Source organism: Tardiphaga sp. GW822-FHT04G09, assembly GCF_058800725.1.
Genome location: NZ_JBXAMO010000005.1, coordinates 112,430 through 132,708 on the forward strand (window position 1 = coordinate 112,430; position 20,279 = coordinate 132,708).

A 20,279-nucleotide genomic window follows, 5' to 3' on the forward strand; every position below is an offset into this window, starting at 1 on the left:
GCCACAGCCGGCGCTCTATAAAAATTTCCGTGCGGCCGTCAGAATCGGTCAAGACTGATGGCCATTTCGGGCCGTCGCCTCTGCTGGTTTTTGCCGCGCGACTTGTTGCTGACTTTGCGCCCATGGGGGCCGCCGTATGGTATATTGCGGCACAGCGATTGAAACGGATCGTCGATAATGCGTCTGCTGGTGCGGTTTATGGGGTTCTTGTTCGCTGCAGGAACCGTGGTGTTCCTGGTGGGCGTCGCAGCCGCAGCAGGCTTGATCTGGCATTATTCCAAGGATTTGCCGGACTATTCGCAGCTTCAGGATTATGAGCCGCCGGTGATGACGCGCGTCCATGCGGCGGACGGTGCACTGCTTGGCGAATACTCCAAGGAGCGCCGGCTCTATCTGCCGATTCAGGCCGTGCCAAAGCTCGTGATCAACGCGTTCCTCGCGGCCGAAGACAAGAATTTCTACGAGCATGGCGGCCTCGATTATTCGGGCATGGCGCGCGCGATGGTGCTGTATGCACAGAACCTCGGCTCCAACCGCCGGCCGCAGGGTGCATCAACAATCACGCAGCAGGTTGCGAAGAACTTCCTTCTGACCAACGAGGTTTCCTTCACCCGCAAGATCAAGGAAGCCTTGCTGGCGATGCGCATCGAGCGCACCTATTCGAAGGACAAGATCCTCGAATTGTATCTCAACGAAATCTATCTCGGCCTCGGTGCCTATGGCATCGCCGCTGCGTCGCTGGTCTATTTCGACAAATCGGTGAACGAGCTGACTGTCTCCGAGGCAGCATATCTTGCCGCTTTACCGAAGGCGCCGTCGTCGCTGCATCCGGTCAAGAATCGCGATCGCGCGATTGAACGCCGCAACTACGTGGTTGATCGTCTGCTGGAGAACGGCTGGATCAAGCAGGCGGATGCGGACAAGGCGCGCAAGGAGACGCTGAGCGTCACCGGCCGCAACAGTTCAGGTCACATCTTTGCCGGCGAGTATTTTGCCGAGGAAGTGCGCCGCGATATTCTTGAGCGTTACGGCGAAAAGAAGCTCTATGAAGGCGGTCTCTCGGTCCGCACCACACTCGATCCCAAGCTGCAGGTGATGGCCCGCAAGACCATGACCAATGGTCTGATCAATTTCGACGAGATTCGTGGTTGGCGCGGTGCGACCAACAAGATCGATATCTCCGGCGACTGGGGCGTGAAGCTTGCTGAGGTGAAGGCGCTGTCCGACATTGCGCCGTGGAAGCTTGCGGTCGTGCTGGATGTCAGCGATCAGTCGGCGCGGATCGGCTTCCAGCCGGGCCGTGAACTTGGCGGTGCCGTGCTCAAGGATCGCCAGACCGGTATCCTCACGCTGGACGGCGTGCGCTGGGCCAAGCCCGCCGCCGGCCCGACAAAGGGCAAAACACCGACGGCCGTGTCGCAGGTTTTGGCCGCGGGCGACGTGATCTATGTCGATCCGCTTACAAACAAGGACGGTTCCGTCGTCGAAGGCCAGTTCCGGCTGCGGCAGTATCCGGAAGTGTCCGGCGCCATGGTTGCGATGGATCCTTTGACCGGACGTGTGCTCGCCATGGTTGGCGGTTTCTCGTTCGACCAGAGCCAGTTCAATCGCGCCACGCAGGCCTATCGCCAGCCCGGCTCATCCTTCAAGCCGCTGGTCTATTCGGCCGCGATGGACAATGGCTACACGCCGTCCACCGTCGTGGTCGACGCGCCGATCGAAATCGATCAGGGGCAGGGCGCTGGCGTCTGGCGTCCGGAAAACTATTCGACCGGCAAATATTACGGCCCGGTGACGCTGCGCAATGCGCTGATGCGCTCGCTGAACACCGTGACAGTGCGACTGGCGCAGGATGTCGGCATGCCGCTGATCGGCGAATATGCCAAGCGCTTCGGCGTCTATGACGAATTGCCGAACTATCTGTCCTACGCACTCGGTGCCGGTGAAACGACCGTTATGCGCATGGTGACGGCCTATTCGATGTTCGCCAATGGCGGCCGCCGCGTGAAGTCGACGCTGATCGACCGCATTCAGGACCGTTACGGGCACACCATCTTCAAGCATGACCAGCGCGAGTGCCGCGGCTGCGACGCGCCGGAAGGCTGGAAGAACCAGGCCGAGCCGCAGCTCGTCGATCGCCGCGAGCAGGTGCTCGATGCGATGACGGCCTATCAGATCACCTCGATGATGGAAGGTGTTGTTCAGGGCGGCACCGCGACCGCGCTGCGCGAAGTCGGCAAGCCGATTGCCGGCAAGACCGGAACGACCAATGACGAGAAGGATGCGTGGTTCATCGGCTTCTCTCCCGACGTAGTGGTCGGCATCTATGTCGGTTATGACAAGCCTAGGAACCTTGGCCACAAGGCCACCGGCGGTGCGCTGGCTGCGCCGATCGCCAAGGACTTTATGAAGCTCGCGCTCGCCGACAAGCCGGCCGTGCCGTTCCGCGTGCCGGCCGGCATCAAGTTGATTCGCGTGGACGCCAAGTCGGGCATGCGTGCCGGACCGGGCGATGGCGGCCGCACCATCCTCGAGGCCTTCAAGCCGGGTACGGCGCCGCCGGACAATTATTCAGTGATCGGTGTCGCCGATGCGGATGGTCGTTCGCTCTCGGTGTCGCCGGAAACCGACCGCAGTTTCATGCGACCGGGAACGGGCGGACTCTACTGAGTTTCGCCGATGTGCTTTGCTGGGCTCATTGAGCATTGTTTGGCGTGATCGCGCTACCGTCGCCACGCACTGCGGTGACGCCCTTGTCGTCGATCGTGAACGACGTTAGGTCGCGGCCGATGACAAACGGACCTTTGTAGGTCGTTTCCGTGCGCTGCCGCAGCGTCTCTTCCGGAACATCCTGCACCGGCTTCACCGTTGCAAACACGATATGTGAGTAGACGGCGAGCTTTGGCCTGGCCTGATCGAACACGCGGCCGGCTTCCTCGGGCGACGTGTGATGCGCTTCGATCTCGCGATAGGACGGATAGTCCTTCACAAGCTCGGGCTCGATGATCGCCACTTCGTGGATCAGGAGATCCGCGTCTTTGGCAGCAGCAACCACGCGCTCATCATATTTGGTGTCGCCCGATAGCACGACCTTCTTGCCCTCGAACGTGACGACATAGCCGAAGGAGGGCTTGATCTTCTCGCCGTGATTAACGTCGAAGGCTGTGACGGTGACGCCATCGGCCGTGTAGGCGACGCCGGCCGCGATGTCCTTGGCGGCAAACGCAATGCCGGCTGCAGGCAGATGTTCGTCGTCGCTGCGAATGCGGATGTCGTCGGCGAAAGCCTTGGTGAGGTTCTCCATCATCGCCGTCGTTCCCACTGGGCCGAACAACGTGAACGGCGCCTTGCGCGACGCCCAGGGCGTGCCGATCCAGCCGCTTAGCCAGATGTCGGGCAATCCCACGACATGGTCGGAATGCAGATGTGTGAGAAAATGCGCATTGATCGATCCCAGCGGGATTCGCTTCTGGAAGAGCCGAATGGTCACACCACGTCCGAGGTCGAACAGGAGGCGTTGGTTGCCGGCTTCTACAAGGGTCGATGCGCTAAAACTCGTCAGCCGCGGAGTCGGCGTTCCGGTTCCGAGTAGAGTGACCTTCATCTCGGCTGTATGAGCCTGCGAGCCGGCCAATGCGGCGGCGATCGCAACGCAAATACCTATGGGTGCCTTCAAGCGCATGTTCCCTCCACATTTATATTTTGGGTGAATGTGTATGAGGCAGGCTCCTTCCACAAGACTCGATTGAAGGTTGAATATCCCCGGCGCGGCGGGTACACGTGCGACGAACCAACGGAATCCGCCATGCGCGCTGAAATCGAACGCCTCGTAGAAGAGATCAAGCAGTCAGTCGGGCTGCTGAGGAGGCATCTTTGACGTCGATGCATCCACGGCACGACTTGCAGAGCTGAACGCTCTCGCCGAAGACCCCAATCTCTGGAACGATCCGCAGAAGGCCCAGAGGCTGATGCAGGAGCGCACCTCGCTTGAGGATTCGCTTCAGGGCATCGGAAAGGTCACGCGCGAACTTGACGACAATATCGAAATGATCGAGCTCGGCGAAGCCGAGGGCGATCAGGGCGTCGTGACGGAAGCCGAGAGCGCGCTAAAGGCACTGAAGAAGGAAGTCGCGCGCCGCGAGCTGGAAGCGCTGCTGTCCGGGGAAGCGGATCGCTTCGACACCTATCTGGAAGTCCATGCCGGCGCCGGCGGCACCGAGAGCCAGGACTGGGCCTCGATGTTGCTGCGTATGTATACGCGCTGGGCCGAAAAGCACGGTTTCAAGATCGAGTATCTCGAAGAGACCCAGGGTGAAGAAGCGGGCATCAAGTCGGCGACGATCCAGATCTCCGGTCACAATGCCTATGGCTGGCTGAAGACCGAAGGCGGCGTGCATCGCCTGGTGCGGATCTCGCCTTACGACTCCAATGCCCGTCGGCACACGTCGTTCTCCAGCGTCGCGATCTTCCCGGTCGTGGACGACAGCATCAAGATCGACATCAACGAGTCCGATGTGCGCGTCGATACGATGCGCTCGGGCGGCGCCGGCGGTCAGCACGTCAACAAGACGGAATCCGCGGTGCGTCTGACGCATATTCCGAGCGGCGTGGCCGTGGTCTGTCAGGCCGGCCGTTCGCAGCACAAGAATAAGGCCCAGGCCTGGGACATGCTGCGTGCGCGTCTTTACGAAATCGAGCTGAAGAAGCGCGAAGAGAAGGCCGCCGCCGATCAGGCCGCCAAGACGGATATCGGCTGGGGTCACCAGATCCGCTCTTACGTGTTGCAGCCCTATCAGATGGTGAAGGACCTGCGCACCGGCGTACAGACCTCGGATACCTCAGGCGTGCTCGACGGCGATCTTGACGAGTTCATGGCGGCGACATTGGCGCAGCGCGCCTTCGGCACATCGCCGGGCGCCATCGACGACGTGGACTAAGAGATGCCCCATGTTGCGTTCATCGGTTTGGGACGCATGGGGCATGGCATGGCCGGCCGTTATCTCGACGCCGGCTTCACCACTGCCGTCTGGAATCGCAGCAGGGCGAAAGCAGAAGATCTGATCGCACGCGGTGCGCGCTGGGCGGCGTCGCCGGCGGAAGCCGCAGCAGGCGCCGACGCCATCGTTACGATGGTCGCCGATGACGAAGCTTCCCAAAATGTGTGGTTGAGTACCGATGGTGCCGGGCAAACTGCGAAGCAGGGCGCGCTGGCGATCGAATGTTCGACAGTGTCGCACCAGCACGTGCTCGACCTTGCGAAAGCGCTGCAGGATCGCGGCCTGACCTATATCGATTGTCCTGTCACTGGCCTGCCGGACGCGGCTGCCAGTGGCAAACTCACGCTGCTGATCGGCGCGGATACAGCGGACCTTGAAAAGGCCCGGCCGTTCCTGGTGCCGATTGGATCGACAATCCGGCATTTCGGTCCCGTCGGATCGGGCACGGTCTACAAGCTCATCAACAACCTGATGGGCGCGATCCATATCGCCGGGCTCGCTGAAGGTCTGGCCATCGCAGAACATGCCGGGCTGGACATGAAGCTGGTTCTGGAGTCCATCGCGAGCGGCGTTGCGGCAAGCCCACAGGTCCTGCGACACGCGCCGCGGATGGTGGCGCGCGATTATTCAGGTGCATCCTTCACCGCTGCACTGCGCCATAAGGATGCGGCCTATGCGGTGAGATTGGCGGAGCAGCTTTTGCAGGCCAGCCCCCTGGTCGGCGCGGCGGCTGTTGAAGCCTATGAAAAGGCGAAGGCTTTCGCGCCCGACGATGACGAAGCCAGAATGATCGAGCTCATCTCGCAACCGAGAGATGGCAGAGCGAGCTAAGCGCTTGCCAAAGTCTGCGGCGTCTTGAAACAGTAACGTCGCTGCGTGGCCGCTTCCGTTCTTCCTGCCACCCGATATCATCCCCAGGCCGGAACTCAATATCCGGCGCTAGCTTATCCCGACGCCGCATATCGCGGTGTCACGAATTCAACGGGTGTGGGGCATGAAGAAGATCATTCCAATTCTTGCGATCGGCGTTGCATTGATGCTGGGCGGCTGCGGCCGCGATCCCGGACCGGCTGGCCCGAAGGGCGAGACCGGCGCGCAGGGGCCAGCCGGCCCACAAGGTGCGCAAGGCGTTCAGGGCATTCCCGGCGCGCAGGGGCAGGCGGGTGCACAAGGGCCGCAAGGTCCGCAGGGCACGCCCGGCGCCAAGGGTGATAAGGGCGATGCGGCACCGGTCAACCTCCGCGCGGTGCAGGCAGATGGTGCCGTCAGCTGCGACGCGACGGAGACGCTGGTGTCCGTTGTCTGCCCGAGCGGCGGCGCGCCGGATGGCACCAAGTGCACGACGACGCCAACCGTCGGCCTCTGCTTGAAGAAGTAATCGTGTGGCCGACCAGGATCGGCTGCGAGCAAACAGGTCCCTCGCTCACAGGGGAGCGGGGGACTTCAAACTTGCGGATGAGTGCTAGCCTTTGCCGTCGCTACGTCGTCCGTAACTCGGCGGAGCCGAAATCACGAGGTAGTATTCGCACCGGCGCGCAGTCTTGTTCTCGAACCAGTGCTCGACATCGACCTCGAAATACAGCGAGTCACCCTCATCCAGAACCGTCTCCGTATCCTTGGTGCGCACGGTGACGCGTCCATGCGTGGCCAGCACGTGTTTGGATGTGCCCTGCGGGTAGGCGGGCAATTTACCGGTCGAGGTTTTCGGGGGCAGGTGATGCAGGACGACTTCGACGGCCATGCCGGCCATGACCGGCGACAGCAGGAATCGCTCGAAGCCAGTCTTTGAATCGCGAAAGATCTGGCGCTGATCCTTCCGAACGACTGCGAAAGCACGGCGCGGCGCGTCGTCATCGCCCATGAGCGTTGAAAACGATGTCTCCAAAGCAAGCGCGATACGTCGCGCGACCCCGATTGTCGGGCTTTTCTCGCCACGCTCGACCTTCGACAGCATCGCACGGCTGACACCAGACTGCTTGGAGAACTGCTCCAGAGTCAGGTTGGCCTGTTCACGCAATATGCGGACACGATCGCCGAATGCGCGACTGACGGGGTCTTCACGAACGACCTTCCGTGTCGCCGGCTTCGCCATATCGGGTGATGCTCCGTTGTAATCCGCTGGTGATTCCATCTTAGGCGTGGTTGCCCGCCATGTCACATCCTGCTGCGGCAGATGATCGCGCGTGTCTTCTAAAGAATAAATGGTCAGGATGCCCAGCTTGCCAAAATCTTCTATCGAAGATAATGGTGTCTTTGGAAGATGCGGCGATCCGTTCGCCGACAAGCAGATATATCAGGAGGAAGAATGCACCTTGTTACTTTCCTGCATGAGGGCCGGGCCACGGTCGGCATTGCAGATCAGGCGCTCTCTCAGGTCTCGCCGCTGCCGCGCGACGTCGCCCCCGATATGATCACGCTGATTGCCAACTTCGATCGCCTGAAGGGCACGCTTGCCGCTGCTGGTGGCGCGCCGCTGCCCGTCGCAAGCGTAGAACTCCTTGCGCCCATTCCGCGCCCGGCGCGCAACGTGTTTTGCGTTGGCAAGAACTACCATGAGCATGCCAAGGAATTTGCGGGTAGCGGTTTTGACTCCTCTGCGAAGGAAGTCGTGCCGGAAGCGCCGGTGATCTTCACCAAGCCGTCCAGCACCGTCATCGGTTCCGGCAAGTCGATTCCGAACTATCTCGATCCGACTGACAGCACCGACTATGAAGGCGAGCTGACGGTGATCATCGGCCGCGGCGGCCGCGGGATCAAGAAGCAGGACGCGCTGGCGCATGTGTTCGGTTACACGATCATCAATGACGTGACGGCGCGGACGCTGCAGCACAAGCATCGCCAGTGGTTCATCGGCAAAGGCATCGATGGTTTCTGCCCGATGGGCCCGGCGATCCTGACCGCTGACGAAATGCCCGATCCGACGAAAATGCGGCTGACGACATCCGTCAACGGCGAACGCCGTCAGGATGCGTCGGTGACCGATCTCATCTTCGACATTCCGACGTTGATCGAGTGTATCTCGGCAGGGATCACCCTGGAGCCCGGTGATCTGATCGCGACCGGAACGCCGGCTGGCGTCGGCCTTGGCTTTACGCCGCCGCGTTTCCTCAAAAAGGGCGATGTCGTGACGATCGAAGTTACGGGTATAGGTAAGCTCGAAAACCCGGTCGGCTAACGCAGCTCGCAGCACCTGCCGATCTAAAAATGAAGCGCGGGGCATCGTCTGCCCCGCGCCGAATTCTGTAAGATTCAACAACTTAGAGATTTAAGTGAGCTCCGAGGCGCGCAAGCGCTGTCTCCCGAGACTGCGCGTCGTCCCCTGGGTGTGACTGAATCCAATGCGTTGCTCAAAGAACAAAACGGGAGACATGTGTATGAAACGTCGTGACTTCATTGCGGGCCTCGGTGGCCTGTCGACGCTCGCTCTGACCGGTCAAAGTGTGCGCGCCCAGGATGCCTGGCCTAGCCGCAACATCAGTATGATCGTGCCGTTCCCGGCAGGCGGGCAGGCCGATATCGCCGGACGTCCGATCGCGGCATGGCTGCAGAAGGCACTCGGCAAGCCTGTTATTATCGATAACCGCAGCGGCGCCGGCGGCTCGCTCGGCAACGCGATGGTAGCGCGTGCGCAGCCCGACGGACACACATTGCTGATGACATTGTCGTCGCTTGCGGTGTTGCCGGAAGCTGATCGCATCTACGAACGCCCGGTCGCCTATGAGGTCGATCAATTGCAACCGATCGCACGCGTGCTAGCAGATCCGACCCTGTTCGCGGTACCAGCTAGCGCGCCCTGGAAGACGATCGCCGATTTCGTCGCTGACGCGAAAGCGCGCCCGGGCGCGATCTCCTACGGATCGTCCGGTCCGTTCGGTACGCTTCATGTCTCGATGGAAATGTTCGCAATCGCGGCAGGCCTCAAGCTGCTTCATGTGCCCTACAGAGGCGCAACGCCGGCGATCAGTGACTTGCTGGGTGGACAGATTCAGGCGTTAGCCTCGGCACCGGGAACGCTGAAGCAGCACGTCGATGCCGGCACGCTGCGTGTTCTGGCCAATTTTGGCAGCGAGCGCCTGGCGGCATTTCCGGATCTCCCGACGTTCAAGGAACTGGGTTACCCCGATGTCGAGTTTTACATCTGGGCCGGCCTGTTCGCGCCGAAGGGAATGCCGGCACCGGTCCTGACCAAGCTGCGCGATAGCATGCGGCAGGCGATGAACGATCCAGAGGTCACGAAGACATTCGAGGCGGCCGGCAATATGCCTGCCTATCAGGACGCAGATGACTTCGCACAATTCATCGCGAAAGACAGCGCGCGTCTGGTGGCGGTGGCAAAGAAGATCGGCAAGGTCTGATACTTCGCCTGTGGGTGCGCTAGCCGCGGCTGCGCATCCACTCCGACAGCCATGCCGTGAAGCGGCCGCTGTCGCGGGCGCCGCCGTGCCAGGCGGCGGTCACATGACCGCTGCTGGCCACCATCAGTACAACGTCGAGACCTGCGGAGCGCCGTAGCGTCTCGACGGCCTGCTGCGGCGTCTGGGCGATCGGGCCGGCGACATTGAATGAGGTGTTCACTGAAAGCTCGACGCCGATATGGCGCCCCAGTGCTTTCAGATAAGCGTGCGTGAGCGGATCGTCTTCGGCGCGAACGATCTGGACACGTCCGGTGCCGTCGGCATGGATCACGGCCGGGATTTTGTCCCGTGCATGCGGCTTCGATTGCGCCGTCAGCACCATGTAATTGTAGGCATTGTAGTTCGCGTCGGACGCTCCATCCAGCAAATCAAAATACTCACAGGCCGCGTCGAGCGTCGCCATCGGCGCCAATGGGCGGATGGCTTCGCGATATTTGACGCGCTCATTGAGCCGTTCCCGCGTGCCAGCGTCGCAGGGATTGGCGAGGATCGAGCGATGGCCGAGCGCGCGCGGACCCGTCTCCGCTGCGCCTTGATACAGCGCGATGATGCCGTTCTGCGCGACCATGAAGGCCATCAGGTCGGCGACGGCGTCACGGCCCTCAGGCGTTGAGATACTGCCGATCACCTGTGACTTGATGTCGTCAGCTTGCAGTGCCGCGGTGATGTCAGGCTGCGTCGGTGCATCGCCGCAATAGAACGCATGCGTCATCGACGCGCCGCGCGGCGCCCCGATGAGATGGGCAAACATCCAGGCGGCGCCGATGGTGACGCCGGGATCGCCGGGCGTCGGCGTAATCCATAAATGCAGGCGCGCGTCGCGGCCCTGTTCACGTGCGAACCACGTTTCATCGAAGTGTTCGAGCAGTCGCATATTGCCGAGCGCATTCAGCGCGACGCCGCCCGTGAGGACCAGCCGATGCGCACCGGTCTTGCTCAGCAGGCCGGCGACCACATGGATCATTGCATCCTCGAAGACCAGTTGCGTGGCCGCGGCCTTGTCGAGGCGATCCTGCGTATCCGGCCGGTGCTGGATATCCTCGACGCGCAGCACTGCGTCCGGATTCCAGAGCTGATCCGGCGTCAGCGGTTCGCCAAGAATGTCGATCAGCGCTTGCTTGTAGGGCGCTTCGAACGGATCGCAGTACCAGTTGCCCATGGCGCGGTTGAGTTGGATCTCGCCATTCGCACCGAAATGCAGCACCTCGCGCAGGCGTGCGTAATAGGGATTGCTGGCGCGATCCATGTCGCCCCAGGCAGCGGCGCCCATGTAGCGGCCTTCGCTTGAGAGCCAGGTCCAGCCGCCTTGGGTTGACGAGATCACGCTGTAGAAGGCCCCAAGGGAGTCGAAGACGCTGTTGTTGCAGTAGAGTTTCTGCATGGCGCCGCCTTGCGCCACATAGGTCGATACCGAGCCCTGGTCGCCGGTGCCGTCGAGCACCGCGATCGCGACCGGCTCATTGCTGTCATCGAATGGAGACACGGCAAATGAGAACCAGGCGTGGTTGTCATGATGCGGCATCATCAGCAGCGGGACGCGCGCGGGCAACCCGAATTGCTTGCGGAGCAATTTCGGTGTGCGCGTCATCTGCTCGAGGCGCCGTGCGTCGAAGCTGACGGAGTTCTTGGTGCGCAGCAGCTTCAACCCGTCGGGAAATTCTTCGACGATGCTCCGCGTTAGTGTGCCCAGCAGATCGGGATAGTCCCAGGTCGTCAGCCATGCATCGATATCAGCGACGTCACGGCCCATCGCGCGCAGCGTGGCGCGCATCGCATCGAGTGCTGCCCGCGGATATTGCGTGGTGTGCTTGTCGCCGGAGAAGCGCTCTTCTTCGTTGTTGATGATAAGGCGCGGGCCGTGAGCCTGCGTGACTTCGACCAGCGCCACTCCGGAATTGTGCGTGCCAGGCAGTCCGAGGCCGGCAAGCAGAACCGTTTCGCCGCGCGCCAGCTTGGCGCGGATCTCCGAGATGCGGCGGACTGTAAAGTGGGAGTCGTTGGCGTGAAAACCTGCCAGCGTCATCGTCCAGGTCGTGACCCGGCGTGTGGCGCGGAAACAGAACCGGCCGAAGCGGGGGAAACGGGGGCCGATGCGTCGGGGGGATTTCAACGGGTTGCCTCTAATCGACTGAGACCCGCTTCAACCACAGTCAGGGCGGGGCAACAATGCCCTGCGTGCCGCACCTAGCCGGCGTTGAGACGAACGCCTGCGCGGAGAAACTTCTGTGGATCGACCGCTTCGCCGTCGATACGGGTTTCATAATGCAAATGCGGTCCGGTGGATCGGCCGGTCGAGCCGACCAGACCGATGACCTGGCCAATTTTGATGGTGTCGCCGACCTTGACGTTAATCGCGGACATATGGCCGTAGCGGGTAGACAAGCCATTGCCATGGTCGATCTCGACCATGCGGCCATAGCCGCCGGCGTAGGCTGCAGAGACCACGCGCCCGTTTGCCGTCGCGCGGATCGGGTCGCCGGTGGCACCGCGGAAATCGAGACCGGTATGCATCGCAGGGCGGCCGAGGAACGGATCGCTGCGCACCCCGAAGCCTGACGTAAATTCGACTTCGCCGACGACGGGCTTGCGATAGGGCACCAGCGCCATGGTCCGATTGAGCTTGTCCATCTGCGCGCGGGTGACGTGGATGCGATAGAGCTGGCGTTCGAACGGATCCGCGCTTGATGAGAGTTTGACCGGCACAAACGGGCCGCCCATAGGCGCGCGCGGTGTGGCCGATTCGAGTTTTGCCATATTGAGCCCGAGATCCGAGATAGCGCCGCGCATGCGACGAACCTTGGAGTCCATGGATTCTTCAGCCGCGGCGAGTGTCGCAATCTGGCGGCTCTCGACCTGATCGAGCGACGCCTGCAGGCGACCGATCACATTGTCGACGCCGCCGAGTTTGGCGAGCTGGTTCGGTTGCTGGGCTGCGAGAGCAGGGGTGCGGGATTCTAGCCGCGCTTCGCGATCCGGCGGCGCCACGAAGGTCACCGTGTCGCTGATCGGCGATGGCTTGGGGATCGATGTCGTCGGCTCGATCGCGGCTCCACGGGCAGGCGGCTTGCCGATCGAACCCGTAACCGACAGATCGGGCATGGCGCCGAGCGCCGTGGCACGCGATTCCAGCGTGGTCTGGCGACGCATAATCTGATCGAGCTTCTGGTCGAACTGCTCCTGATCCAGCATTTGCCGGCTGGTGGTGCGATCGATCTTGGCGCGCAGTTCTGCGATACGATCTTCGTAGGCGTATTGCATGTCAGCCTGGCGTGCGATGAGCTTGGTCAGCACGTCGTCGCGAAATGCGAAGTAAGTGGCTGTGGCCGCAGACCATGCCCCCAGCACGGTCACCGTGCCGACGACGATCCAGAACACCACAGGCCCGATGCGGACCTGCTTGCCGCGATGGGCAATCGTATAGTCGCTCTGATTGGCTTTCGGAGGCGGCGCCTTGACCGGCCCGACGCGGCGCGCCTGTGGCCGTCCATGGTCATGTGCGTGGTGCTGAGGGTACTCGGCATATTGGGTAGGACGGTTCGACATCAGCACTCCAGTGCCAGCCGGAGACTCGTCGGCTAGCTCAATGGAGGCGATTTGAGCCCTTCATGGTTAATTTTGAGCAAATGGTATCCATCAAATTCGCTGCGCTTCTTGGAGTACCGCGTCCGCGTGTCCGTCCACTTTAACGCCGCGCCAGATCTTGGCGACGTTGCCGTTGGCATCGATCAGCACCGTCGTCCGAAGAACACCTTCAAAGAATTTGCCGTACATCGATTTCTCGCCCCAGGCGCCATAGGATTTCAGCGTCGTCTGCGTGGCGTCGGAAAGCAGCGGGACACCCAGAGCGAACTTGTCACGGAACGATTCCTGAGCCTTCAGCGGATCGGCCGAGACGCCAAGCACGGCAGTGCCGGCAGCCTGAAACTCGGCGGACAACCGGGTGAAGTCGATGGCTTCCTTGGTGCAGCCGGGCGTGCTGGCGCGCGGGTAGAAAAAGATCACCAGCTTCCGGCCGGCATAGTCTGACAGGGAGACTTCGGCGCCGCCATCGCGTGGCAGCCTGAACGCCGGTGCCTTAGCGCCCTCGGTCGCGAAACTGGGTGACTCCGATGCGATTTTCTCGGGAGCCGGTTTTGGAGCCGCCGTGGGTTTGGCCGCGGGCTTTGCCGACGCTTTGGGCAGGACCTTTACGGCAATCGTCGTCGCCACAACGGTCTTGGCCGCTGGAGCTTTCCTGGCAGCGGGCGGCTTCGACTTGGCAGCGGGTGGCTTCGACGCTTTGGCCGGGGCTTTCGCCGCTGGCTTGGCTGATTTGGTCGCAGCTTTCTTGGCGGGAGCCTTCACCGCAACCTTGTTCGGCTTCTTCACCGCCTTCGGTGACGCAGTTTTGGTGACCGTCTTGGTCGCCGTCTTGGTCGCCTTCTTCGTCGCGGCCTTTGCGGGTTTCTTACTGGCTTTCTTGGCCATGGATGATGGTCCTTTCGTCGCGTTCAGCGGATCAATTGGGCGGCGCGCCGGGCGAGGCGCTTGGCCGCAGTTTCTGGCGTCGTTCCGGCTTTCCTGCGCAATGCGTTTCCTGCCACTATACGGAACGCCCATTTCGAGAGATTCTTGCGCGATTTCTTGGACATACGCCTTCCTTTCGTCGCTTTCGGCGGCTCAGTGTGATGGCATTGCAAGGTAACACCGGCGGCCGAATGGCGGCACGTTGCGGTGCAAATATGCTGTCCTCGGAGTATGGTTACAAAGGATTCGACGCAACACACGTTCCGTGCGCCATAAGGGTGCGGCAACGACCGGACGACGAGTTATAATTCAAACCGGGGATTGGCAGCGATGCCGGCACAGAGGCGCTCGTCGGTTGTCGATGCGCGAAGGGCCGGTGACGATCATTCTCCCAGTCAGCGCCAGCACCGAGAGGCAATGGCCAGAAATAAGCCGCCACAAGCGTATCGACCGCGCGCCGATGACGAGTCCTTGCAATGGGATGATGCCGATTGGGATCATCAGCATGACGAGGCGGGGCATCACCGTGCGCGCCGCTTGCTGTCCAAGAAGAATAGCAGCTGGCACCGTTTCGGCGACAGGCTCGTTGCGGCTCGCGATTGGCTGTCCGGTGGCCGATGGGTCAAGCGGATCGCGGCTGTCCTTGGCATCCTGCTGATTATTTGTGGTGTTTGCTTTGGCGCCTTGTGGGTCCGACTGGGCGCGGGCCCGATCAATTTCGACATGGCTACACCATGGCTGGTCGAGGCGATCCAGGACAATATCGGGCAGGGTAATACGGTCGAAGTCGGCGGCACGCAGATCGAACGCGCCGGGCGGGTCCGGATGGCGGTGCGGATTCGTGACATCGTCGTGCGTGATCGTGATCACGCCGTCGTGGCCAGTGCGCCGAAAGCCGAAGTCCGGCTTTCCGCTGCCGCCATGATGATGGGGCGCTTGCGTGCCGAAAGTCTCAACCTGGTCGATGTTGTGCTCGCCGTGCGCATTACGCCGGATGGGCAGGTGACCGTCTCGACCGGCGAGAACGCTCGCCCGATCGCGACAGGCGTCGCATCGCCGCGCATACCGGGTTCGTGGCTCGGTCCGGGCAGACAACCGGAACTGACTTTCCCGCGGCAGCCGCAGCCACCGGTCGTCCAGCTTCCGCAGCCTTCTGCCGACAAGCGAGAAGCATCCTTCGGCCTGCTTGCGGGTCTCGATTGGCTCGACAGCCTGACTCTTTCGGGCCTCGACGGACAGAACCTCAACGAGATCGGTCTGAAGAACGGCAAGCTGGTGGTCGACGACCAACAGCGCGGCAACAAATGGGACTTCAATAATATCAGCCTGACTCTGCGCCGACCGAGCGGCGGCGGCGTCATGATGACGGTGGGCGAAGGTGGCAAGGCGCCATGGACTCTCGGCGTCACCGTCGGTGCGCCGGCCAATGGCGTGCGTTCGGTCAGTCTTCGGGCCGACAAGGTCTCGACCCGCAACGTCCTGCTCGCGTTGCGCATGAAGGATCTCACCTACAGTGCCGACCTGCCGCTGACAGGCGAGTTGAAGGGCGAAATCGGGCGCGATGGTTTGCCAACCTACTTCCGCGGCAAGCTCACGGCAGGCGCCGGCAACATTGTCGATAACGACACGCCGGATTATCCGATGCCGATCGATCAGGCGGAGGTGAGCGTCGAGTGGGATGCCGGCCGCCGTGTGCTGCTGGCGCCGTTCAAGTTCGTGTCCGGTGAGAACCGCGTCACTTCACTTGCTCATGTCGAGCCGCCCAATGGCGCGACCGATTCCTGGCAGGCAGGCATCAGCGGCGGCACCATCGTATTGGGAGGAGGTCCAGGCGAAGCGCCACTGATCTTCAACAGCATCGACATCGGCCTGCTTTTCGATTCCGACAACCGCCGGGTCTTGCTGACGCGTGCGAATATCAGCAACGGTGAGATCGGCGTTGCCGGCACCGGCAGCATCGACTATGCAGGCGAGCCGCGCATGACCCTCGGCTTTGCGGGAACGCCGATGTCGGCTTCGGCGCTCAAGCGCATGTGGCCGATCCTGATTGTGCCGGAAGTGCGCGAATGGGTCACCGAGCGCATCGAGGCTGGGCAGCTCCAGAGCATCGAGATCGGGGTCAATTCCCCGACCAAGAACCTGACACGGCGCGGGCCGCCGATCCCCGATGAAGGGCTGTCGGTGAAGATCCTCGCCAATGGCGTGGCGCTGCGTCCGGTGGATGGCATGCCGGTGATCCGCGACGGCGATCTGCGCGCGCGCGTCACGGGACGGACCGCGACCGTGACCGTCGGTCAGGCAAACACTGAGACGGCGGGCGGACGCAAGCTCAATCTCAGCGATATCGTGTTTGAAGTTCCGGATATGGCACCGAAGCCATCGCCGGCCCGCGTGCGCTTCAAGCTGGAGGGGCCGGTTGCGGCAGTGGCCGATGTGCTCAACTCCAACCGTCTGAGCGAAGTTACCGGCAACATGCTCGACCCGGCGGCCACCAAGGGCAACGTGACCGCGCAGGTCGCCATGGGCATGCCCATCCAGCGCGAACTGACCAAGGCCGATACGACCTACAACATCACTGCGGATCTGACCGCATTTTCCGCCGACAAGCTGGTGATGAACCAAAAGCTCGAAGCCAATTCGCTGAAGGTCACAGCGAACAATCAGGGCTATCAGGTCAAGGGTGACGTCAAGATCAGCGGGCAGGCGGCATCGCTTGACTATCGCAAGCCAACCGATGGCGATGCCGATGTGCGTCTCAACGCGACGCTCGACGATGCAAGCCGCGCGCGCCTCGGTATGGACCTCGGACCGGCGGTGGCCGGCAATCTCCCGATCAAGGTTGTCGGTAAGATTGGCTCCGGGGACCGTGACAGCAAGCTCGGGGTCGACGCCGATCTGACGCCGCTGAAGCTCGACAACATCCTGCCGGGCTGGATGAAGCTGCCCGGCAAGAGCGCTCGCGCTGTCTTCAACGTCGTGAAGAAGGGCGACACAACCCGTCTGGAAGACATTGTCGTCGATGGCGGTGGGGCTTCGATCAAGGGCTCCGTCGAAGTCGATCAGAACGGTGACCTCGTCGGTGTGAACTTCCCGACTTATTCACCGTCCGAAGGCGACAAGACGTCGTTGAAGGCGGAACGTAGTCCGGATGGCGTATTGAAAGTCACGATGCGTGGCGACGTGTTCGACGGTCGCGGCTTCCTGAAATCGGCGATTTCCGGCAAGGATGGGGATCCCAAGAGCAAAGCCAAATCGGTCGACTTCGATATTGATGTAAAGCTCGGGGCCGTTGCCGGTTACTACGGCGAGGCGGTTCGCAGTGTGGATGCCAAGATTTCGCGGCGCAACGGCACGATCCAGAAATTCTCCCTGAGCGGAAAGCTCGGACGCGACACGCCGCTGACAGGCGATATGCGCGGACGCGCCCAGGGCGCTGGCCGTGACGTCATCTATATCGAGACCAACGACGCCGGCGCCTTCCTGCGCGCGACCGACACCTATTCCAAGATGTCGGGAGGCCAGCTCGCACTGGCAATGGATCCGCCATCGTCGGACACCCGCGCCAAGGAAGGCCTGATCAACATCCGCGACTTCAACGTCAAGGGCGAGGCGCAACTGGCCAGTGTTGCCGGAGGCGGGCAGAACGCAGCGCAGAGCAGCGTCGCCTTCTCGCGGTTGCGTGCCGAATTCACGCGACAGAACGGTCAGCTCACCATTCGGGATGGCGTCGTCAAAGGCCCGACCGTCGGTGCGACCATCGAAGGCAGTATCGACTACCCGCTGAACCAGGTACGCATGAGCGGCACCTTCGTGCCGATGTACGGGCTGAACAACATGTTCGGTCAGATCCCGATCGTCGGACTGTTTCTCGGGGGCGGCAGCAATGAAGGCCTGATCGGCGTCACTTACGAAGTCGTCGGTACGCCCGGTGCACCGGTGCTGCGTGTCAATCCGATCTCGGCCATGGCACCGGGTGTGTTCCGCAAGATCTTCGAGTTCGGTACCGGCAAGCAGAACAATTCGGTCGAATTCCCGAACCAGAATAACAACAGCAACTAGTGACGTCTGTGGCTCAAGCACAGTGCTCGCCGCACTGTGCGGGCTTAGCTTGACGCGAGTTCGGATGCGAACCTCTGTATCAGCTTCTGGATGATGGCTGCCGTTTCAGGACGCCGTGTCAGGCAGCGCGACGTCGGGCCGGCGACCACGAGTGACAACCGGCGATGTTGCACCGGCAAGGGCATGGCGACTCCCGCAAGGTCGGCGATATACTCCGATGAACTCTGCTGATAGCCGCGCTCGGCCGCCTCTCTGAGTTCGTTCTCGATTGCCTCTGCCGTTGTCGGCGTCGTGTCGGAGAAGGCTTCGAACTTGATCTTGCGATAGATCGCTTTGCGCTCCTCGGGTGAATGCTGCTCCAGAATGGCGCGGCCCACCGAACTCGCATGGACCGGAACGCGGTCGCCAATCTGCGCGAAGTACCGCACCGAGTGCGTGGACTCGACGACATCTAGGAAGATTGCTGACGTTCCGGCGAGGGCCGCGACGCCGGTCGTTTCGCCAGTCTGGTCGGCGATTTCGGTCACAAGCGCATGGACCGCGTCCGGGAGTGGCTCGGCATCTGCAACGGTGCGGGCGAGGGTGAGCCAGCGTGGGCTGGGATAGTAGCCGTTGCGCGCGCGCGGCTCATAGAGCCAGCCCTTCTCGGCGATGGTGCCGACGAGATTGAACGTACTGGAGCGCGGCCAGCCGAGGTCGTCCGAAATTTCGGCCAGCGTCGCAGGGCGTTTTCGCCGAGCGAAATACTCCATCAATTCGAGGACATTGGCAGCTTGTCTGACCAGCATTGAAATTCTCGTTCTTCCCTTTGGGGCTGGCAACGAATGGCGAGCTGCCCGCGTTTTTGCACGGTCTGGTTGGCCTCTGTATCGCTGAAATGGCATTGAAAGCCATCCACATCGACAGCGGTGGTCTTGACTTAGTATTCATGTATAGGTTTTATAAATTCATAAACAAGAATTACTCGCACGAACTCCGGCTGGCGCTTTGCCTGGGGTGAAGCGCGGAATGTGTCAGGGGGAGGAATAGATGACCATTCGCAATACTCTTGCCGTGTCAGCTGTGGCGCTGTCGCTCGGATTGCTGTCAACGCCCATGGCGTCGGCTCAGACGCCGGTGAAGCTCGGCGTGCTCGCCGATATGTCTGGTATTTTTTCGGATATCGGCGGTATGGGCTCGTTTGACGCCACCAAGATGGCTGTCGAGGACTTCAACAAGCTGCCGGGCGCCGACAAGTTCAAGGTCGAGGTGATCCAAGGCGATCCGCAAAACAAGCCGGACATCGCGCGCAACATCGCCCGCAAATGGTACGAGACCGAAAGCGTCGATGCTCTCGTGGACATTCCCACCAGTGCAACGTCGCTGGCCGTCGCGCCGCTAACGGCGGAGCTTAACAAGGTCGCACTGTTCACGGCGTCGGGCACTTCCGATTTGACTGGAAAGTCCTGCACTCCGAACTCGGTGCACTGGACCTACGATACCTGGGCGCTGGCGCATGGCACCGCTGATGCCATGACCAAGGCCGGCGGCAAGAGCTGGTTCTTCCTCACCGTGGACTTCGCGCTCGGCGCGTCGCTGGAGCGCGATGCGACTGCGGTGATCAACGCCAATGGCGGCAAGGTGCTCGGGAGCATCAAGCATCCGACAGATTCGAACGATTTCGCGTCCTATCTGCTGCAGGCCCAGGCATCGAAGGCCGACATCATCGCGCTGGCGAATGCCGGCGGCGACACCATCAAGGCGATCAAGCAAGCATCCGAATTCGGCATCGTGCAAGGCGGCCAGAAGCTTGCCGGCATGCTGATGTTCATTTCGGATATCCACTCGCTCGGTCTCAACACCGCGCAGGGCCTGCAGCTCACTGAGGGCTTCTACTGGGATCTCAACGAGCAGACCCGCATCTTCGGCGAACGTTTCGCCAAGCGTAACAACGGCCGCTATCCTAGCATGAACCAGGCCGGCGCCTATTCGGCGTCTCTCACCTATCTGAAGGCGGTCGCCAAGGTTGGCTCACCGAAGGATGGCGCTGCGGTCGTCAAGGCGATCCGCGAGATGGGTACGTTCGACGACCCGCTGTTTGGCAAGACCACGCTGCGTGAAGACGGTCGCGTGCTGCACGACATGTTCCTGTTGCAGGTCAAGAAGCCGGCAGAGTCGAAGAAGCCGTACGATTATTACAACGTGCTCGCGACCATTCCAGCCGATACGGCCTTCCGTCCGCTCAAGGATGGCGGCTGTCCGCTGATCAAGTAAGAAAATGCAAAAGAAAGAAACGCGCAGATGTCGGTGACCCCGCGCTGCG

General features: G+C 61.6%; 16 protein-coding genes. 8 read left to right on the forward strand and 8 right to left on the reverse strand.

Features of this window, described 5'->3' with window-relative positions; genetic code table 11:
• The first annotated feature begins 177 nt into the window (after window positions 1-177).
• Window positions 178-2,670 (forward strand): penicillin-binding protein 1A, encoded by a 2,493-nt coding sequence (locus AC1RLZ_RS11820; protein WP_493188777.1) that lies wholly within the window; start codon window positions 178-180, stop codon window positions 2,668-2,670.
• Between the two features lie 25 nt (window positions 2,671-2,695).
• Here the strand turns inward: AC1RLZ_RS11820 and AC1RLZ_RS11825 are convergent, their stop codons facing one another.
• Window positions 2,696-3,682: an MBL fold metallo-hydrolase gene (locus tag AC1RLZ_RS11825; protein ID WP_493188778.1), complete on the reverse strand. Its 987-nt coding sequence runs from the start codon at window positions 3,680-3,682 to the stop codon at window positions 2,696-2,698.
• A gap of 123 nt (window positions 3,683-3,805) precedes the next feature.
• On the opposite strand from AC1RLZ_RS11825, the gene prfB reads away from it, so the two are divergent.
• From prfB to AC1RLZ_RS11840, 3 genes are all read left to right on the forward strand, one after another.
• Window positions 3,806-4,937, forward strand: a protein-coding gene (prfB, locus tag AC1RLZ_RS11830; RefSeq protein WP_493188779.1) for a peptide chain release factor 2 whose coding sequence is annotated in 2 segments (ribosomal slippage) — window positions 3,806-3,874 and window positions 3,876-4,937 — 1,131 coding nt in all. Because the reading frame shifts where the segments join, the coding sequence is not laid out codon by codon here.
• Window positions 4,938-4,940: 3 nt separating this feature from the next.
• Window positions 4,941-5,828 carry an NAD(P)-dependent oxidoreductase gene (locus AC1RLZ_RS11835; protein ID WP_493188780.1) on the forward strand — a complete coding sequence of 296 codons (888 nt, stop codon included), beginning with the start codon at window positions 4,941-4,943 and terminating at the stop codon, window positions 5,826-5,828.
• A 163-nt stretch (window positions 5,829-5,991) separates the two neighbouring features.
• On the forward strand, window positions 5,992-6,375 hold the full coding sequence (locus AC1RLZ_RS11840) for a hypothetical protein (RefSeq protein WP_493188781.1): 384 nt from the start codon (window positions 5,992-5,994) through the stop codon (window positions 6,373-6,375).
• Window positions 6,376-6,459: 84 nt separating this feature from the next.
• Here the strand turns inward: AC1RLZ_RS11840 and AC1RLZ_RS11845 are convergent, their stop codons facing one another.
• Window positions 6,460-7,281: a helix-turn-helix domain-containing protein gene (locus tag AC1RLZ_RS11845; RefSeq protein ID WP_493188782.1), complete on the reverse strand. Its 822-nt coding sequence runs from the start codon at window positions 7,279-7,281 to the stop codon at window positions 6,460-6,462.
• Between the two features lie 21 nt (window positions 7,282-7,302).
• On the opposite strand from AC1RLZ_RS11845, the gene AC1RLZ_RS11850 reads away from it, so the two are divergent.
• Both AC1RLZ_RS11850 and AC1RLZ_RS11855 read left to right on the forward strand, forming a co-directional pair.
• Window positions 7,303-8,172: a fumarylacetoacetate hydrolase family protein gene (locus tag AC1RLZ_RS11850; RefSeq protein ID WP_493188783.1), complete on the forward strand. Its 870-nt coding sequence runs from the start codon at window positions 7,303-7,305 to the stop codon at window positions 8,170-8,172.
• Between the two features lie 199 nt (window positions 8,173-8,371).
• Complete coding sequence (locus AC1RLZ_RS11855) at window positions 8,372-9,352, forward strand: tripartite tricarboxylate transporter substrate binding protein (RefSeq protein ID WP_371421662.1); 981 nt, start codon at window positions 8,372-8,374, stop codon at window positions 9,350-9,352.
• A gap of 19 nt (window positions 9,353-9,371) precedes the next feature.
• Here the strand turns inward: AC1RLZ_RS11855 and AC1RLZ_RS11860 are convergent, their stop codons facing one another.
• From AC1RLZ_RS11860 to AC1RLZ_RS11880, 5 genes are all read right to left on the reverse strand, one after another.
• A complete protein-coding gene (locus AC1RLZ_RS11860; RefSeq protein ID WP_493188784.1) occupies window positions 9,372-11,435 on the reverse strand; it encodes a carbamoyltransferase C-terminal domain-containing protein in 2,064 nt (687 codons plus the stop codon).
• A 161-nt stretch (window positions 11,436-11,596) separates the two neighbouring features.
• Window positions 11,597-12,955, reverse strand: a complete 1,359-nt coding sequence (locus AC1RLZ_RS11865) for a M23 family metallopeptidase (RefSeq protein ID WP_493188785.1) — start codon at window positions 12,953-12,955, stop codon at window positions 11,597-11,599.
• Window positions 12,956-13,045: 90 nt separating this feature from the next.
• A complete protein-coding gene (locus tag AC1RLZ_RS11870; protein WP_493188786.1) occupies window positions 13,046-13,879 on the reverse strand; it encodes a peroxiredoxin in 834 nt (277 codons plus the stop codon).
• A gap of 23 nt (window positions 13,880-13,902) precedes the next feature.
• Window positions 13,903-14,043 (reverse strand): hypothetical protein, encoded by a 141-nt coding sequence (locus tag AC1RLZ_RS11875; protein ID WP_493188787.1) that lies wholly within the window; start codon window positions 14,041-14,043, stop codon window positions 13,903-13,905.
• Window positions 14,044-14,227: 184 nt separating this feature from the next.
• On the reverse strand, window positions 14,228-14,788 hold the full coding sequence (locus tag AC1RLZ_RS11880; protein WP_493188788.1) for a hypothetical protein: 561 nt from the start codon (window positions 14,786-14,788) through the stop codon (window positions 14,228-14,230).
• Here AC1RLZ_RS11880 and AC1RLZ_RS11885 point away from each other — a divergent pair.
• Window positions 14,771-17,977, forward strand: coding sequence for a YhdP family protein (locus tag AC1RLZ_RS11885; RefSeq protein ID WP_493188789.1), 3,207 nt, complete (start codon window positions 14,771-14,773; stop codon window positions 17,975-17,977). The genes AC1RLZ_RS11880 and AC1RLZ_RS11885 overlap by 18 nt on opposite strands.
• A 44-nt stretch (window positions 17,978-18,021) precedes the next feature.
• On the opposite strand, the gene AC1RLZ_RS11890 is transcribed toward AC1RLZ_RS11885, so the two are convergent.
• A complete protein-coding gene (locus AC1RLZ_RS11890) occupies window positions 18,022-18,765 on the reverse strand; it encodes an IclR family transcriptional regulator (protein ID WP_493188790.1) in 744 nt (247 codons plus the stop codon).
• 241 nt (window positions 18,766-19,006) lie between these two features.
• On the opposite strand from AC1RLZ_RS11890, the gene AC1RLZ_RS11895 reads away from it, so the two are divergent.
• On the forward strand, window positions 19,007-20,230 hold the full coding sequence (locus tag AC1RLZ_RS11895; protein ID WP_493188791.1) for an ABC transporter substrate-binding protein: 1,224 nt from the start codon (window positions 19,007-19,009) through the stop codon (window positions 20,228-20,230).
• The last annotated feature ends 49 nt before the right edge of the window (window positions 20,231-20,279 follow it).

Coding starts and splice junctions, on each gene's coding strand:
- AC1RLZ_RS11870 (WP_493188786.1), bottom strand. CDS start 13,879: ATGGCCAAGAAAGCCAGTAAGAAACCCGCAAAGGCCGCGACGAAGAAG.
- AC1RLZ_RS11820 (WP_493188777.1), top strand. CDS start 178: ATGCGTCTGCTGGTGCGGTTTATGGGGTTCTTGTTCGCTGCAGGAACC.
- AC1RLZ_RS11835 (WP_493188780.1), top strand. CDS start 4,941: ATGCCCCATGTTGCGTTCATCGGTTTGGGACGCATGGGGCATGGCATG.
- AC1RLZ_RS11825 (WP_493188778.1), bottom strand. CDS start 3,682: ATGCGCTTGAAGGCACCCATAGGTATTTGCGTTGCGATCGCCGCCGCA.
- AC1RLZ_RS11875 (WP_493188787.1), bottom strand. CDS start 14,043: ATGTCCAAGAAATCGCGCAAGAATCTCTCGAAATGGGCGTTCCGTATA.
- AC1RLZ_RS11865 (WP_493188785.1), bottom strand. CDS start 12,955: ATGTCGAACCGTCCTACCCAATATGCCGAGTACCCTCAGCACCACGCA.
- AC1RLZ_RS11840 (WP_493188781.1), top strand. CDS start 5,992: ATGAAGAAGATCATTCCAATTCTTGCGATCGGCGTTGCATTGATGCTG.
- AC1RLZ_RS11895 (WP_493188791.1), top strand. CDS start 19,007: ATGACCATTCGCAATACTCTTGCCGTGTCAGCTGTGGCGCTGTCGCTC.
- AC1RLZ_RS11890 (WP_493188790.1), bottom strand. CDS start 18,765: ATGCTGGTCAGACAAGCTGCCAATGTCCTCGAATTGATGGAGTATTTC.
- AC1RLZ_RS11855 (WP_371421662.1), top strand. CDS start 8,372: ATGAAACGTCGTGACTTCATTGCGGGCCTCGGTGGCCTGTCGACGCTC.
- AC1RLZ_RS11850 (WP_493188783.1), top strand. CDS start 7,303: ATGCACCTTGTTACTTTCCTGCATGAGGGCCGGGCCACGGTCGGCATT.
- AC1RLZ_RS11860 (WP_493188784.1), bottom strand. CDS start 11,435: ATGACGCTGGCAGGTTTTCACGCCAACGACTCCCACTTTACAGTCCGC.